Here is an 18,193-nt window from a genome sequence, read left to right on the forward strand (position 1 = left end):
GCGCGATAGCGACAGTCTTGACGCAAAATTGCTAGTGCGCCCAGATTTCGCCAAAATCTACTCAAGGCGATTAAACTGAGACATTGGCGCGGGTTGCGACAGCGCCAGCCCTGGCCATGGTGAGGGCCAGGCCCTCAATATTCCTTTTCGTAGAAGATGCCGCCCTTGGCCTCGCCGGCATCCGTCGCCTCGCCACGCAACTTGACGCCACGCCCGACATTGAGGTCGATGGTCGCCTTGCCCGAACCGGGCTTGTCGCCCTTCTGGATGGTCACATAGGTGCGGTCGTTGAGGTACTTGCCGGCCGAGACCGCGGTGCCGCCCTGGTCGTCGGTGGTGACGTCGAGATCGTCGACGCCGATGGCGCTGCGCAGATTCTCCAGCAGCGACGTCGAGCCGCCGACACCGGCCAATTGCCCGGCCGCCTCGGCCAGCTGCGCGATCTGCAGCGGCGACAGGTTCGACATGGACCGGCCGAAGATCAATTGCGCCAGCACCTCGTCCTCCGGCAGTGCCGGCACCGAGGAGAAGGTGAATTTCGGATTGGTCGCCTCGCCCGACACCACGATGGTGACCGTGGCGCTGGTCGTCGTCGTGGTCGCCGTCAAATTGAGATAGGGCACCAGCGAGCCGGAGAAGCCAACAGTGCCTTCGGTGAAGGTCAGCCGCTTGCCCAGGATCGACAGCCTGCCGCGCTGCAAGGTGAAGGTACCGACCGCCTGCGGCGACGAGGCCGGGCCGGTCAATCTCAGCGAGCCGCCCAGTTCGGCATCGACGCCCCTGCCCTGGATGAATATCTGGTTCGGCGCGTTGACGGTGACGTCGAGCGCAAGCCCGCTGCCGCCGCTCTTGCCTGACGTCGTCGCCGGGCGCAGCGCCTTGTCCTGCGCCCTCACCGCGCCGGGCGCATTCTTGTGCTTGACGTCGAGCGCCGAGAGCGAGCCCGGCAATTTATCCGGAACCGTGATGACGGTCTTGGCCAGGTTGACGGTGCCGGCAATCACCGGTGCCGATACCAGCGGCCCCTTGATCGTCAGGTCGCCGCCGAGATTGGCGGTCACCACGCGTCCGTCCGTATAGCGCCCGTCGGTGAGCTTGATCGACAGGTCGGCGGGAAAACCTTGCGCCGGGTTGATGCCGACCGTGCCGCTGGCCGACAGGCTGCCGCGCGTCGACAATGTTCCGGTCAGCCGGTTGATCCTGGCCACGCCGCCGCCAATCGAGACGTCGGCCGTGAGATCGTTGACGGCCAAGCCCGAGCGCGCATCGACCAGCCGCGCACCGGAAGTGCTGACGCTGCCGCCGATGACGGGCGACGTCGCCGGACCGCGCACCTGGACGTTGACGTTGGCCGTCCCCGTCAGCGCCAGGCCCTGCGCGGCAAGTTTCTGGCTGAGCATGCCGAACGGAACGGCGCCATTGAAGTCGAGCACCAGCGCCGGCGTGCCCGCCGTCGTCACCGTGCCGCCGCCCTTGAGGCCAAGGCCGGCGCCGTCGCTGACATTGGCGTTGAACGTCAGCCTGTTGCCGGCAAAAGTGCCGGACGACGACACCCCCACCGCGCCGACACCGGCACCGCGGGTCTGCGACGTCTGCACGCCCGCCGCGTCAATATTGAAGGCAACGGAAGGGCTCGCCGGCGCACCGGTCACCTTCACCGTCCCGGAAATCGAACCGGCGGCGTCGAGCCCGCGCGAAAAACTGTTGGCGAGCGACATTGGCACCTTGGCCAGCGTCGCATTGATGTCGAGCGCCTGCCCGACCTTGCCGGTCACCGTCGCCGTGCCGCCGCCAAGGTTGAGCACCAGCCGGTCCAGCGTCGTCGTGCCGTTGGCAATGCTGACCGTCGAAGCCTGGGCGATGGCCGCCTTGATGCCCTGGACAGTCGCCTCGCCGGAAGCGAGTTCTATGGTGGTGGTGCCATTGGCCACCTTCACGCGGCCCGCGGCCTTGGCGGGAATGCCCTTGACCGTGGCGCCGCCTGAAAAGCCGGTCCAATCGCCGTCTCGCTTGAGATCGACATCGATGCCGCTGATCACGGTGCCGCCCGATGTGACGGTGCCGGCGCGGATCTTGCCCGAGATCACCGGTGCGGCGAGATAGTTGGCGATCAGCGCGTCGATGGAAACCGCCTTCGCCTGCAGGTCGCCCCGCGTGATCGAAGCGGTGGCCGCCTTGATGGCGACCTGGGGTGCCGCGCCATTCCTGGTGAAGGCGATCGTGCCGCGCACGTCGCCCTCCGCCTTTTCCAGCGCCAGTGCGGCGAGCGGGCCGATATCGGGCAGGTCGAGCGAGATGGTGCCCTCAGGCACGAATTTGTCGTCAAGCGCCAGATCGCCCGAGATCTTGTTCTTGCCCAGCGACAACAACAGGCCGTTGATGGCGCTCTTGCCGTCCGCCGTCGCCAGCACGGCGCTGCCTTGCAAGGCCTGTCCCGCGACATTGCCGGTCAGCTGCACATTCGCCGCCGGGTTCGCGGCATCCGCCTTGCCGGTGGCCGTAAGCTTCAACCCGGTGATCTCGCGCGACGCAACCAGCAGCCGATCGCTGTTGACCGTCAGCGACAGATCCGGCGCGATGGCCGGCCCCTGGACATTCAGTGCAAAGGCGATGGCGCCCTTGGCGTCTTTCGACAGCGGCGAGATATCGGCAAGGGCGCCGGTGATGTCGGCTGCCAGTTTGTTGTCGGCAAGGCTCGCTTGCCCCTGCGCGGTCAGTCCGCCCGAGACCAGCTTCAGCCCGTCGACATTGATGCTGCCATTGGGATCGCGCTTCAGCGTGGCGCTGATCTCAGCGCGTTCGCCAAGCATGCCGCGCGCCGCCGCCGGCAAGGCCGATGACGGGGCATCCGCGTTCAGCTTGAGGTCGATGGCACCGTCACGCAGGGACACATGGCCGGCGACCTGGCTGTTCAGCGCATCGCTCTTGAGCGAGCCGCTGTCGATGGCGACGCCGTCCGACGTCAGCCGGGCGTTGAGCGCGGCCGTCACCTTGCCGGCGATCAGCGGTGCGATGGCGGCATTGTCGAGACCGACCTTGTCCACCGACACCGTGCCGGAAACCGGTCCGGCGCGGTTCTTGAGGTCGAACGCATCCGAATGCAGTGCGAGCACCAGTCCGTCCACCTTCGCCGGGCTGGTGGTCACCGAAGGCAGGATCGCGGAGACGTCCAGGCGGGCCTGCGTGCTCTCGCCCGCCACCTTTGCAGACAAGGACCGGATCTCGATCTTCACCGGGCTCGCGGCGCTGCCGACCGACAGGGGCAGGCTTGGTCCCGACGATGTAAGGTCGAGGGCAAAATCGCTGGCGCCGTTCGGATTGATGGTGCCGGAGGCCGTGCCTGAAATCTTGTCGCCGGAGAGCGTCGCATGGTCGAGGGCGACGCCGCCGGCCAAGGTATAGGCGCCAGCCGCATCGACAGCGAGCGGCCCGAGCCCTGCCTGGCGGGTCTGGCTGGTTTCGACGCCAGCCAACTGCGCGTTGAATCGAACTTCGGGGGCGGCCGGCGTTCCCGTCACTTGCGCCGTGCCACCGAGCGTGCCTACGGCATCGAGGCCTGGCGCAAAATCATTGGCGAACGCCGCCGGCAGCGCGGAAAACTGTGCCGCGAGATCGAGCGTCTGGCCGGCGCTGCCCGACAGCGTCACCGAACCGCCGCCGACATCGAGCGCCAGTTTTTCGATGCTGGTCGTGCCATTGGCGATGCTCAGCGTCGAGGGCGCAGCGATTGCCGCCTTGATGCCGCGAACCGTCGCCTCCCCCGAGGCGATCTCGACGCTGGTGGTGCCCTCTGCGATCTTGACCCGGCCGGCGGCGGTCGCCGGAATGCCAGCGATGGTGGCGCCGCCGGTGAAATTGGTCCAGTCGCCGTCACGCTTCAGGTCGACGCCGATGCCGCTGATTTCGGTGGCGCCCGAGGTGACGCTGCCGGCCTTGATGGTGCCCGAGATCGCCGGCGCCTTGAGATAGTTGGCGATCAGCGCGTTGACCGCGATCGTCCTGGCCGTCACCTCGCCGCGCGCGATCGAGGTGCTCTTGGCGTCGATGGTGACGGAGGGCGCATCACCTTCCTTGGCGAACAGGATGGTGCCGTTGATGTCGCCGGTCACGGCCTGGCCGGCAAGTGCCGCAAGCTGGTCGATCGCGGGTGCGGCGAGCGTCAGCGTGCCGAGCGGCATGAACTTGTCATCGAGCGCCAGGTCGCCGGAAACCTTGTTGTCGCCGAGCGAGACCAGGAAACCGTTGATCGAGCGCTTGCCCTCGCTGGTCACCAGCGCCGCCTTGACGTCGAGCGGCTGGTCGTTGACCGCGCCGGTCAGCGAGACGTTGGCCGAGGGGCTGGCTATGTCGGCCTTGCCGCTTGCCGTCAGCTTGATCGCCTTCACCGTGCGTCCCGAGGCGGTCAGGCTGTCGCTGTTGGCGGAAACGGTGAAATCCGGCGCCGTCCTGGCGCCGCTTGCCGACAGCGCGAAATCGACGCCGCCGGCGACCGGCACGCCGACCATCGGCGACAGCACCGAAACGTCGCCCAGCGTGCCCTTGATGTCGGCCTGGATGTCGCTGCCTTGCGCACTGGCGGTGCCGCTGGCGCTGAGCGAGCCCGAGGTCAACGAGATCGAATTGGCGGCAAAGGCCCCTTGCGGGTCGCGCGTCGCGGCGGCCGAGAATTTCACCCGCTCGCCGAGCACCGAACTGATCTGCGGCGGCAAGGCGGTCGACACCGCATCGGCATTCATCTTGAGCTGCATCGACAGATCGGCAAGCGCCACCGTCATGGTCAGCGAGGCGTTCAGCGCATCGGAGCGAAGCGTGCCCTGATCGATGGTGATGGCGTCCTTGCTCAGCGATCCACCGAGGTCGACATCGACCTTGCCGGTGATCAGCGGCGCCAGCGTCGCCACATCGGTTTTCAGCCCGCCTGCCGTCAGCTTGACGGCAAACGGCCCGGCGCGGTTCTGGATGTCGAAGCCGTCGGAATGGACCTGCGCCGAAATATCGTTGAGCTGGGTGCCGCCCGCCACCACCGAAACCAGCGCGGCGCCGATGTCGATGATCGGCGCCTTGCCGTCGCCAAAGGCGCGGGCGGTGATGTTCCTGATGACCACCGTGATCGGCTGTGCCGCATTGCCCACCGTGATCGGCACAGGTGCGCCTTTGGCCGCGATTTCAACCGACAGGTCGCTTGCGCCGGCCGGGTCGGCTATGCCGGTCGCGGTGCCGTGGATGGCATCGCTCTCGATGTTGGCGCGGTCAACACTGATGCCGCCGGCCGACGTCGCGGTGCCCGCGACATCGAAACTGGTCTTGCCGGTAAACAGCGGCCGCAGATTTTCCGGAAGGAAAGGCGCGAACGCGCCGTCGCCCTTGGCCTCGACGTGATTGCCCTTGTCGGTGAGTTGATGGCGGCCGGTCAGCTGTGTGACGATCTTGCCATCGACCATGAACGTGGCGATGCCGTTCCAGTTGGCAAGCGGTCCCGTGCCCGAGACGGCTATTTCGACCGGTGGCGCATCGGGCAGCTTGAGCAGATTGGCAATGATGCCTCCGGCCGGCTCCGACGCCTTGAGGTCGAGGTCGAGCCTGTTGTCGGCAGGCGCAAAATGGATCTTGGCGTCGACATTGCCTTGCCTGCCGTCATGGCGGGTGACGTTGAGCACCGTTTCGACCGCCAGCGGCGCCGCGTCGGCCTTGAGCATTCCCTTGGCGGCGAGTTCGGCGATGCCGCTGCCAGCCAGTTGCTGGCCAAGCGCGATTTCCGGCAGGTCGATCTGCCGGATGTCGATGGAAACCGGCAGCGTTGCGCCGCCACTCGGTGCCGGCTGCGGCTCGCCGGCAACCGGCAAGCGTGCCAGTTCGACGCGCTCGGCCGCGATGCGGTCTGCGTTGAAGCTCTTCGACAGCAATGCAAGCGGCGACCAGTCGACGGCGACCTTGCGCGCCACCAGCCACGCACCCTGGCGGTCTTCCAGCACCACATGGTCGACGCTGAGCGCCCCCGACCAGATGCCGTCAATGCCACTGACCGTGACCTTGCGGTCGTCACTCGAGGCCAGCCGCGAAATGATGCCGGCGAGATTGTCGCGTCCACGCTCGGTCTTGGTCAGGACAATGAGCGCGCCGATCGCGCCCGCGACCACGATCAGCAGCGTGTAAAAGACAATGCGAAGGATGCGCCACACCGTCTTCATGTCAGAACGCCTGCCCGATACCGGCATAGATGCCGAAACGCGGATCGCCGGGATCGCGGTTGAGCGGCACGGCCGCATCGATGCGCAGCGGCCCGAACGGCGTGACGTAACGCAGGCCGACGCCGGCGCCGACCTTGACGTCGGAGAAATTGGGCATCGATTTGGTCGACACCGTGCCGGCATCGACGAACGGCACGATGCCGATCGTATCGGTGACGGCGATGCGCATTTCAACCGAGGTCTCGAAGAAGGACAGGCCGCCGATCGGCTGGCCGGTGAAGTCTTTCGGGCCGATGCCCTGATAGGCATAGCCGCGCACCGAACCGCCGCCGCCGGAATAAAAACGCCGGTCGGCGGGAACGTTCGCCAGCCCGGTGCCGACGATCGAGCCGATGGCGACGCGCTCGGCCAGCACGAATTTCGAGGCCGTATCCAGCGACTGGTAGGCCGATCCCTCGCCCTTCAGCTTGAGGAAGGCGGCACCGCTCATGATGTCGTAGCTCGGTTCGGCATAGGCCAGCACCCGGAAGCCCCTGGTCGGGTTCAGCCTGCTGTCCCTGTTGTCATAGACATATTGCAGCGGAATGCTGGCGATCAGATAGGTGTGTTTGCCGAACGCATCCGTGATCCTGGGATAGTCGAGCGCCACTTCCGCCGAGACGGTCTGCTTCTTGTCGAGTTCATAGGACAGGCCGGTGCTGCCCTTGACCGAGAAATGGTCGTACGCGTCCGGATGCTCGAGCACGGTCTTGAAGCTGGCAAAGAATTTCGACGACGGCCCGATCACGCCGGGTTTCTCGAACATGATGCCGGCATTGTAGTTCAGATCGGACAGATTGTTGCTGCCGATGCCGCTGATGGCGCCGTCGATGCGCAGCTTTTCCGCGTGACCGAACAGGTTACGGTGCCCCCAATAGCCTTCGAGGCCCAGGCCCTCCGTGTTCGAGAAGGTGCCGCCCAGGCCGAAATAGCGCGGCTTGCGCTCGCTGACCTGGACGCCGATCGGGATGTTGCCGTCGGCGTCGAGCTTGTCGGCTTCCTTGAACGTCACGCTGTTGAAGACTTCCAGCGCCAGCAGCCTGTCGCGTGCGTCGCTGATCTCCTGCGGCGAGTACTGTTTGCCGCGCTTCAAGCCCGTCATGTACTCCGTGAAGTCGCGGTCGACCTTCTCGGTGCCTTCCACAGTGGTCGCGCCATAGCCGGCGACCGGCCCGGCCGCGACCGTCAGCGTCACGTCGAGCGTCGAGGTGGCATGGTCGGCGACGATCTGCCGGTCGGTCACCTTGGCGAGCGGCCTGCCCTGCTCCTTCAGCGTCCGCACGATCAGCGCCTCGGCCTTGAGCACCGCGCCCGACCCGGCGTCGCCGCCCGATATCAGGCCGTAGTCGGCGCTCATCAACCCCGCCGCGTCGCCCTCCAGTCGGATAGTGCCAAGCGTGAATCTGGGGCCGACGGCGACGGTGACCACCACCGGAATGGGCTGCGGTCCCTTGAACTCGGCGTCCGGCGGAAGTTCGTCGAGCGACTTGCCGTCGATGGTGATGGTGACCACGCCTTCGTAGCGGGCATCGGCGTAGAGGGCGGCGACCAGCTGTTCACGGTCGCTGCGCGCCTTGGCCATCAACCCGAGCGAACCCGAGACCGGGCGGTCCTCGTCGCCCTTCAGCGCCGAGGCGTTTTCCAGCTTCTTGACCAGATCCTTGTCGGCATCGGGCGCCGTGATGGTCACGGCATAGCGCAGCGGATCGACTATATCGGCGTCCTCGTCGTTGGACGATCCCCACAGCTTGATGCCGAAAAGCTCGAAAGCGGCCGCAGGCGGTGATTCGGCGACCAGCGCGGTCGCGCACATCAACGCCAAAAGCAGGGCGCGCGGAAGCACGCGCCCTGGCGCGGCCCCCCCTGACATCTGCTCTTCATGCGCCGGCATTAAGACAACCTAGGTTACAAAACTAAAATTGGAATGAAGTTCTGAAGCGCTCGTAAAGGGGCCACAATCCAATTGTCTGAAATAGGACGGGCTTGGAATTCACACCTTTTGCGTCGCCGCAAGAATGCGTGATCCCCTGTCCTATGGAGGTACTACCGGTCATCGGCCGGAAAGGAAACCGTTGGCAGGCGGAACCCTGCCGCGTCCTGTGTTGACAAGCCTGACTGAAGCTTGAACATGCCTGGACGTCTGCAATTGTCTGGAGGGTGTTATGGCAATGCGCGCGGCTCGTGGTCTGTCGATCCTGATCCTTCTCTTCTTCGCCTGGGCCAATGTCTTAGCCTGGAATAGTGTCGCGCAAGCGGCCGAGGCCCGGCGAATCGCAACGACCGACAATTCCGACTATTTCGGCTTCGACCTCAGATCCGACCAGAATGTCACCCTCGACCAGTGCAAGACGACATGCCTTGGTGACCCGGCCTGCCGCGCCTTCACCTACAACACCAAGGCCAAATGGTGCTTTCTCAAATCCGACTACAACCAGCTCAAAGCGTTCAACGGCGCGGTTGCCGGCAAGGTCGTCAACATTGACGGCGATCCCGATATCGGCGCGCCGCCGGAACTGACCTTCTTCCCCAACTGGATGGCCGACCAGGCCCAGCAATACCGCAACAGGCTGCTTGGCCCGGCCTTTGACAAGCCGACCGAAGGCATGGCGGCCCTGATCAGCTCGGCCGAGCAGGCCATGCTGACCGGCGACCATCGCTCCGCCATGCAGAAATACGAGGCCGCGGTCTCGGTGATGCCCGACGATGGCCAGCTCTGGCTCAATCTGGCGCGCGAAACGCTGGCCGTGCAGCCCGCAGCCAACACCTCCGAAGCGTCTACTTTGCCGATGAACGCCACCTCGGCCGCCTTCAACGCCTATAAGCTCTTGCGCACCACCAAGACGCGCGCGGACGTGCTGGCCCTGCTTGGCGCCGGCCTCGACAAGCGTGATCTCTACCGCCCGGCGCTGCAGGCCTATGAGGCGAGCCTTGCGCTCGTGACGTCGCCCGCCGTGCAGGCCGACTATGCCGATCTCAAGGCCCGCAAGGGCTTCCGCGTCGTCGACCACAGCGTCGACGCCGACACCAGCGCGCCGCGCATCTGCGCGCAATTCTCCGAGGACCTGGTCAAGACCGGCGTCGACTACGCGCAGTTCGTGACCGTCGACAACGCGCCGCCGAAGGGCGTCGAGGCCAAGGACAAGCAGATCTGCGTCGAAGGGCTCGAACACGGCCAGCATTACGATGTCACTTTCCGCGCCGGCCTGCCGGCGGCAATCGGCGAAGTGACCGCCGCTCCCGTGGTGCTGTCGATCTATGTGCAGGATCGCGCCCCGTCGGCCCGCTTCACCGGCGACAGCTTCGTGCTGCCGGCCGGCGCGCGCCGCGGCATTCCGGTTGTCACCGTCAACATGAACGCCGCCGAGATGAAGCTCTACCGCATCGGCGACCGTTCGCTGGCTCAGCTTCTGTCGGGCTACCAGTTCCTGCACCAGCTCGACAGCTACGACATCTCCAACATTTCCGAGCAGATGGGCGCGCCGGTCTGGCAGGGCCAGCTCGACATCGTCAACGACCTCAACAAGGAGGTCACCACCTCCTTCCCGGTCGACGAGGCGCTGCCGCAGCGCAAGCCCGGCGTCTATGTGCTGACCGCACAGGCCGTCAACGGCAAGGGCGATGACTACAATTCGCTGGCCACGCAGTGGTTCGTCGTCTCCGACATCGGCCTGTCGACCTATACCGGCCAGGACGGACTCAATGTCTTTGCCCGCTCGCTCGGCTCCGCCAAGCCGATCGCCGGCGCCGAACTGACGCTGGTTGCCCGCAACAACGAGATTCTCGGCACCGCCACGTCGGATGCCGACGGCCACGCCGTCTTCAATCCCGGCCTGACGCGCGGCGACGGCGGCATGGTGCCGGCCGTGCTGATGGCCAAGCAGGGCGACAATGATTTCGTCTTTCTCGACATGTCCAAGGCCGGCTTCGACCTGTCCGACCGCGGCGTCACCGGGCGCGCGGCGCCCGGTGCGCTCGACGTTTACGCCTGGACCGAACGCGGCATCTACCGCGCCGGCGAGGATGTCCATGTCGCCGCCCTTGCCCGCGATGGCGCCGCCAAGGCGGTCGAGAACCTGCCGCTGACCTTCATCTTCTCGCGCCCCGACGGCGTCGAGGACCGCCGCATCGTCAGCGACGGCGCTTCGGCCGGCGGCCACGCCGTCGACCTGCCGCTCGAACCCAATGCCATGCGCGGCACCTGGTCGGTGTCGATCTACACCGATCCGAAGCAGCCGGCTGTGGCCACCCAGATGTTCCTGGTCGAGGACTTCGTGCCGGATCGCATCGAATTCGACATGAAGGCCGACAAGCAGGAAATCGAGCGCGGCGAAACCGCCAACATCAACATTGACGGCCGCTTCCTCTATGGCGCGCCGGCGGCGGGCCTGGCGCTGGAAGGCGAACTGACGCTGTCGACGGCGCGCGACTGGGACCGCTTCCCCAACTTCTCCTTCGGCCTCGCCGATGAGCAGTCGGGCGAGCCCACGGTCACGCCGCTGACCAATCTGCCGGTGGTTGGCGATGACGGCAAGGCGACCTTCCCTGTTACCGTCGACCAGTTGCCCTCGACCACCAAGCTGGTCAACGGCAAGGTGACGGTGCGCATGCGTGAAACCGGCGGCCGCGCCATCGAGCGCTCGCTCAACATCGGTATCCGCCCGCAAGGCCATATGATCGGCATCCGTCCGGACTTCGCCGACGATGAGGTGCCGCAGGGCGGCACGGCCAAGTTCAGCCTGATCGCCGTCGATCCGTCCGGCAAGCGCGAGGCGCTGAAAGGCGCGCAGTGGACGCTGGTCAAGGTCGAACGCAATTACCAGTGGTACCGCTCCAACAATTCGTGGAGCTACGAACCGGTCACCTTGACCAAGTCGATCGCCAACGGCCAGATCGACCTTAGCGCCGACGGCGACGCCACCGTCTCCGTGCCGGTCGATTGGGGCCAGTACCGGCTCGAGGTCGAGACCTCCGATCCGGAGGGACCTGCCACCAGCTATGAATTCGACGCCGGCTGGTATGTCGCCTCGACCACCACCGAAACGCCCGACGGCCTGGAGATCGCTCTAGACAAGGACAATTATGCCGCGGGCGAAGTGGCCAAGCTGAAAGTCTCGCCGCATTTTGCCGGCGAACTTCTCATCAATATCGGGTCCGACAAGCTGTTGAAGACCATCACGGCCACCGTGCCGGCCGGCGGCAGCACCGTCGACATCCCGGTCGGTGACGATTGGGGCGCCGGCGCCTATGTCACGGCGACCCTGTTCCGGCCGGGCGATGCTCAGGAAACGCGCATGCCGGCCCGCGCCATCGGCGTGAAATGGCTGACGGTCGATCCGGGCGCCAAGAAGCTCGCCGTCACCCTGACCCCGCCGGACAAGACCGTGCCGCGCCAGCAGCTGTCGATCCCGGTTTCCGTGGCCGGCGTGCAGCCAGGCACCAACGCCTATGTCATGGTCGCCGCCGTCGATGTCGGCATCCTCAATCTCACCAACTACAAGGCGCCGGACCCTGAGAACTGGTTCTTCGGCCAGCGCATGCTGGGCATGGAGATCCGCGACATCTATGGCCGCCTGATCGACGGCTCGCTGGGCACCACCGGCAAGCTCAGGACCGGCGGTGACGGCGCCAACATGCAGGCGCAAGGCAGCCCGCCGACCGAAAAGCTGGTCGCCTTCTTCTCCGGTCCGGTCCAGCTCGACGCCGACGGCAAGGCGCGGATCGACTTCGACATTCCGCAGTTCAACGGCACCGTGCGCGTCATGGCCGTCGCCTGGACCAAGGAAGCGGTCGGCCATGCCCAGTCCGATGTCATCGTGCGCGACCCGGTGGTCATCACCGCCGGCCTGCCGCGCTTCCTGGCGCCCGGCGACAACGCCGTGATGCGGCTCGACGTGGCCGACACCGACGGCCCGGCCGGCGACTATGCCTTCTCGATCGACACGACAGGCGACCTGTCGACGGGCGACAAGCCCCTGCCCCAGAAGCTGACGCTCGCCCAAGGCAAGCGTCAGACGCTGACGGTGCCGCTGATTGCGAAGACGCCTGGCAATGCCTCGCTCACCATCAAGCTGGCGCATGCCGACGGCACCAAGGTCGAGCAGACGCTCTACGTGCCGGTGCGCCCGGCGCAATTGCCGGTCACCACGCGCCTTGTGGTCGACCTCAAGGGCAATGGCGGCGCGCTGCGCGTCGACAAGGAGCTGCTGGCGGCAAGCCTGCTGGAAGGCGCTTCCGTCAGTGTCGGTGTTTCGCAGGCGGCGGCCTTCGACGTGCCCTCGCTGCTGATGACGCTCGACCGCTACCCCTATGGTTGCGCCGAGCAGACCACCAGCCGCGCCATGCCGCTTCTCTATGTCAACGAGATGGCCTCGGGCGTCGGCATGGAAAGCGATCCCGACCTGCATGGCCGCATCCAGGATGCCATCTACAAGGTGCTGAGCTACCAGTCCTCGAGCGGCAGCTTCGGCCTGTGGGGTCCGGGCTCCGGCGATCTGTGGCTCGACGCCTATGTCAGCGAGTTCCTGACCAGGGCGCGCGAGCAGAAATATGACGTGCCGGCGCTGGCCATGAACCAGGCGCTGAGCAACCTGCAGAACTCGCTCGGCTACGACCAGAGCGTCCAGGACCGCGGCAGCGAGATCGCCTACGCCCTCTACGTTCTGGCCCGCAACAAGAAGGCCTCGATCGGCGACCTGCGCTACTACGCGGACACCCAGCTCGAAGCCTTCTCGAGCCCGATGGCCGTTGCCCAGCTGGCGGCGAGCCTGGCGCTCTACGGCGACACCCAGCGCTCGGAAGCGACCTTCAAGACCGCGCTGCAGCTCGCCAAGTCGCAGACCGACTACGACTGGTACCGCTCCGACTACGGCTCGGCGCTGCGTGACGGCGCGGCGATGCTGTCGCTCGCGGCGGAATCGAAGCCGGTTTCGACGATCGTGCCGGAGCTGATCAAGCTGGTGACCAGGGAACGCGCCGAAGTCCGCTGGACCAGCACCCAGGACGATTCCTGGATGCTGCTGGCGGCCCGCGCGCTGAAGGAAGGCAACGACTCGATCACGCTGACCGTCAACGGCGCGCCGCATTCGGGCGGCTATTCCAACCAGGTCAACGGCTCCGAACTGGTCGACAGCCCGCTCGAAATCGCCAACACCGGCAAGACCCCGCTGCAGGCTGTCGTCACCACCGTGGCGTCGCCGATCCAGCCCCTGCCGGCCGGCGGTGACGGCTTCACCATCGACCGCACCTACTACAAGCTCGACGGCACCGAAGCCAATGTGACGGAGGCAACCCAGAACGAGCGCTATGTCGTCGTGCTCAAGGTCACCGAGCAGAACAGCTGGCCGTCGCGCCTGCTGGTCACCGACCTTCTGCCCGCCGGCTTCGAGATCGACAATCCAGGCCTCGTCTCCAGCGCCCAGTTGACGAATTTCTCCTGGCTGGCACAGACCGACGCGGCGCACCTCGAATTCCGCGACGACCGTTTCGTCGCGGCGTTCAACCCGGCCGATGGCGACCACGACCACAACCTGACGCTCGCCTATGTCGTTCGCGCCGTGACGCCGGGCACTTACGCCCATCCGGCGGCAACGGTGGAAGACATGTACCGGCCGCAATACTCGGCCCGCACCGCCACCGGCATGATGGAAATCAAGGCGCCGTAAGGCGCCGTTGGTGACGATCATGCAGATGGCGATTGTGCAGACGACAGCCCCCTTCTCCCCGTCACTATACGGGGAGAAGGTGCCGGCAGGCGGATGAGGGGCGGCGCCATGCTCTCCAAGAAATTCCTCCGTCGCGCCGCCATAACCGCAGCTTCCTGCCTGGGTCTCTTGGCTGTTTCCGCCGCCACTTTGTGGGAACTCGACCGCGCCTTCCCGCCGCCGCTGCCGGCGGAACTCACGGTCTCGACCGAAGTCCAGGACCGCGATGGCCAGCTGTTGCGCGCCTTCGCCACGCCGGATGGCTACTGGCGGCTCGAAACCCGGCTCGACCAGGTCGACAAGCAGTTCGTCGACATGCTGGTGACCTATGAGGACAAGCGCTTCTGGGATCATCAGGGCGTCGACGTGCTGGCGCTTGGCCGCGCCGCCGGCCAGCTTATCACCAGCGGCCATATCGTCTCCGGCGGCTCGACCCTGTCGATGCAGCTTGCCCGCCTGATCGAGCCGCGCGAAAGCCGCAGCCTCGGCTCCAAGATCAAGCAGATGCTGCGCGCCATCCAGATCGAGCGGCGGCTGTCCAAACGCGAGATCCTCGAGCGCTATCTGACGTTGGCGCCCTATGGCGGCAATCTCGAAGGCGTACGCGCCGCCTCGCTCGCCTATTTCGGCAAGGAGCCGAAGCGGCTCACCGTCTCGGAAGCCGCCCTGCTCGTAGCGCTGCCCCAATTGCCGGAAAAACGCCGGCCCGACCGCAACCTCGCAATCGCCCACGCCGCCCGCGACCGCGTGCTGACCCGCATGGTCTCGTCGGGCCTGATCGGCGAACGCGAGGCCGCGCGCGCCGCCCTCGACGACGTATCAGGCCTGCGCCGCACTCTGCCGGCGCTTGCCCCGCATGCCGCCTATGCGATGCTGCCCAGGGCCGTTCCCGGCCAGCCGCTCAAACTGACCATCCGCAAGAGCGTCCAGGAAGGGCTGGAACAGGTGGCGCGCGATGCCGCCACCAAGCTTGGGCCGCGCCTGTCCGTCGCCATGGTACTGGCAGATTCCCGCACCGGCGACATTCTGGGCGAAGTCGGCTCGGCCAATTTCTTCGACGCCAGCCGTTCCGGCTGGATCGACATGACCAAGATCGTGCGCTCGCCCGGCTCGACGCTAAAACCGTTCATCTATGGCCTCGCCTTCGAACAGGGGTTGGTGGCGCAGGAAACGCTGATCGAGGACAGCCCGGTCGATTTCGGCGGCTACCGGCCCAAGAATTTCGACATGGGCTATCAGGGCGATGTCAGCGTCCGCCAGGCGCTGCAATTGTCGCTCAACGTGCCGGCGATCCGCGTGCTCGATGCGGTCGGCCCGGCGCGGCTGACCGCGCGCTTCCGCCAGGCCGGCGTCAACCCGATCCTGCCAGTCAACGAGGCGCCGGGCCTTGCCATCGGCCTTGGCGGCGTCGGCGTCACGCTGCGCGACCTCGTCCAGCTCTATACGGGGCTCGCCAATGGCGGCAAGACGCACACGCTGCATGACGGCACCGAGCCGGCCAATGCGGAGCGCACCACCGCCACCATCCTCAATGACCAGGCGAACTGGCAGATCATCGACATCCTCTCCGGGGTAAAACCGCCGGAAGGCGCCTTGCAGCGCGGCATCGCCTACAAGACCGGCACCTCCTACGGCTACCGTGACGCCTGGTCGGTCGGCTTCGACGGGCGCTATGTGCTGGGCGTCTGGGTCGGCCGCCCCGACGCCAGCGCCGTGCCGGGCCTCTCCGGCTATGTCTCGGCCGCCCCGATCCTGTTCGAGGGCTTTGTCCGCTCGGGCCTCGCCACCGTGCCGCTGCCGGGCAAGCCGCCCGGCGCCTTCACCCCCAAGCGCGAGGACCTGCCGGTGACCCTTGCCCGCTTCGGCGCCGGCGCCGATGGCCTGGTGCAGGCAACACCGACCGAACCGGCCCCGACGATCATCTTCCCGCCGGACGGCGCCCGCGTCGACCTTGCCACCAACTCCGCCGACGCGACGCCGCTGGTGCTGAAACTGCAAGGCGGCCGGGCGCCGTTCCGCTGGCTGGCCAACGGCAAGCCGCTGGTCGGCCTCGACCGCCGCCGCACCGCGACCTGGCAACCGGACGGCGCCGGTTATTCGACGCTGACCGTGATCGACGCGGCGGGACGCGCGGCCAGCGTGAAAGTGTTCGTCGAATAGGATGCGGCAAGCGATTCAGGGTGTTGCGCTTTTTCGTCTGAGGTTCGGTGCGAGGCCTCCCTCTCTGGCCTGCAGGGCAGGGAGTGGGGCCTCGCACCGACTTGTGTTGGGAGCATTCTTCACAGCGCTTGCGTTAGCAATCGCGAGCCCTCTCCCTGCACATGCCGACCCTCTCCCCGCCGGTTTCGTCCGCCTCGCCGATATCGCCCCGTCGATCCGCCAGGACATCCGCTACGCCGGCGCGGGCAATTTCCTGCACCGGAAGGTGAATGGCTACGACGCACCGGTCTGCATTCTCACCTTGCAGGCGGCGCGGGCTCTTGCCGGCGTCCAGCAGGCAATCGCCGCGAAGGGCCTGATACTGGTCGTCTTCGACTGCTACCGCCCCGCCCGCGCCGTGGCCGACATGGGAGACTGGACGCGAGAGGGCGGACCGTCCGATCCGCAATGGTATCCCAGAGTTCGGCGTGGCGACCTCATCGCCAAGGGTTATGTCGGTGAACTGTCGACCCATTCGCGCGGCTCGACCGTCGACGTCGCGATTGCGCGGGCCGACCGCCCATCCGTCGCCAAACCGGCCTGCGGCGCCGGCGATGCCGACACGCTCGACTTCGGCACCGGTTTCGACTGTTTCGACCCGATGAGCGAGACGGCGCACCGCCCGCTCGGCAGTGAAGCGACAGCAAACCGCAAGCTGCTTGTCGAGGCCATGCGTGCCGGCGGATTCAAGAATTACGCGCGCGAATGGTGGCATTTTACCCTTGGGCATGAGCCCTTTCCCACCCAGCGCTTCGATTTCCCGGTGGGCGCCGAGTAATGGCCGGACCATGCCCCAAGCGACCTTGCCTCGGCATCGCACGTCCCTAGATAGACCTCGAATCCGCGCTTGGCACCTGCGAGGAAAATATTTCCTCATGCAGCGGAAGATCATCGAAGATTTTCTTCAGGAGGGCAAAAAAGGCAACATTCGATGCATCTAATTTCTATCAATTCGCTAGATTTGGCGCGGGTTCAACGGAGGCAGAAATGACCAAACCTCATTTCCGGAAACTGCTCGGCGCACTGGTCGCCACATCTGTCCAGTTCGGCACGCTCGGTTTCGCGTTCGCCGACACCACCATCCTCAACGTGTCCTACGATCCGACGCGTGAGCTCTACAAGGCCTATGACGAGGCTTTCGCAGCGCATTGGAAGGCCGAGACCGGCGAGACGGTGACCATCCAGCAGTCCCATGGCGGATCGGGCGCCCAGGCGCGTGCCGTGATCGACGGCCTTGACGCCGACGTGGTGACGCTGGCGCTCGAGGGTGACATCAACGCCATCGTCTCGAAATCGAAGAAGATCAATCCCGACTGGCGCAAGAAATTCGAAAACAATTCAGCGCCTTACACCTCGACCATCATCTTCCTGGTCCGCAAGGGCAATCCCAAGGGCATCCACGACTGGAGCGACCTCGTCAAGGACGGCACCCAGGTGATCACGCCCAACCCGAAGACCTCCGGCGGCGCGCGCTGGAACTATCTGGCGGCCTGGGCCTACGCCAACGCCAATGACGGCGGCGACGAGGCCAAGACCAAGGAATTCGTCGGCAAGCTCTACGCCAATGCCCCGGTTCTCGACACCGGTGCGCGCGGCTCGACCGTCACCTTCGCGCAAAAGGGCATCGGCGACGTGCTGATCGGCTGGGAAAACGACGCCTATCTGGCCCTCGACGAATTCGGCGCCGACAATTTCGAGATCGTCTATCCGCCGACATCGATCCTGGCCGAACCGCCGGTGGCCATCGTCGACGCCAATGTCGACGCCAAAGGCACGCGCAAGGTGGCCGAGGCCTATCTCGGTTGGCTCTATTCCAAGGAAGGCCAGACGATCATCGCCAAGAACCACTATCGCCCGGCCAAGCCTGAACTGGTGGCGCCGGCGGATCTGCCCAAGACCCCCGACATCAAGCTGATCTCCATCGACGATCCGCTTTTCGGCGGCTGGAAGAAGGCCCAGCCTTATCATTTCGGCGACGGTGGTATATTCGACCAGATCTACAAGCCGGCCCAGTGAGGTTGGGCAGTGCCTGAAGAAGCCAGCGAATGGGCTTCTTCAGCGACAATC

The 18,193-nt window shown here is 65.8% G+C and carries 6 protein-coding genes; 4 read left to right on the forward strand and 2 right to left on the reverse strand.

Going from position 1 to position 18,193, the window contains the following annotated elements; all coding sequences use genetic code 11:
• Positions 1–134 precede the first annotated feature (134 nt).
• Positions 135–6,188, reverse strand: a complete 6,054-nt coding sequence (locus AC1DPX_RS11455) for a translocation/assembly module TamB domain-containing protein (RefSeq protein WP_477236640.1) — start codon at positions 6,186–6,188, stop codon at positions 135–137.
• Position 6,189: 1 nt separating this feature from the next.
• The gene (locus tag AC1DPX_RS11460; protein ID WP_477236641.1) at positions 6,190–8,118 is read right to left on the reverse strand and encodes an autotransporter assembly complex protein TamA; all 1,929 of its coding nucleotides are present in this window, start codon (positions 8,116–8,118) and stop codon (positions 6,190–6,192) included.
• 271 nt (positions 8,119–8,389) lie between these two features.
• Here AC1DPX_RS11460 and AC1DPX_RS11465 point away from each other — a divergent pair, with 271 nt between their 5' ends.
• The 4 genes from AC1DPX_RS11465 (at position 8,390) to AC1DPX_RS11480 (ending at position 18,142) form a co-directional block, all read left to right on the forward strand.
• Entirely contained in the window at positions 8,390–13,888 is a 5,499-nt protein-coding gene (locus AC1DPX_RS11465; protein WP_477236643.1) for an alpha-2-macroglobulin family protein, read from the forward strand.
• 108 nt (positions 13,889–13,996) lie between these two features.
• Positions 13,997–16,087, forward strand: coding sequence for a penicillin-binding protein 1C (pbpC, locus tag AC1DPX_RS11470; protein WP_477236645.1), 2,091 nt, complete (start codon positions 13,997–13,999; stop codon positions 16,085–16,087).
• A gap of 106 nt (positions 16,088–16,193) precedes the next feature.
• On the forward strand, positions 16,194–16,904 hold the full coding sequence (locus tag AC1DPX_RS11475; RefSeq protein ID WP_477236647.1) for a M15 family metallopeptidase: 711 nt from the start codon (positions 16,194–16,196) through the stop codon (positions 16,902–16,904).
• Positions 16,905–17,113: 209 nt separating this feature from the next.
• Positions 17,114–18,142 carry a sulfate ABC transporter substrate-binding protein gene (locus AC1DPX_RS11480; protein ID WP_202358976.1) on the forward strand — a complete coding sequence of 343 codons (1,029 nt, stop codon included), beginning with the start codon at positions 17,114–17,116 and terminating at the stop codon, positions 18,140–18,142.
• Positions 18,143–18,193: the final 51 nt, after the last annotated feature.

The sequence above is a fragment of the Mesorhizobium sp. 01N446 genome (genome assembly GCF_056399285.1).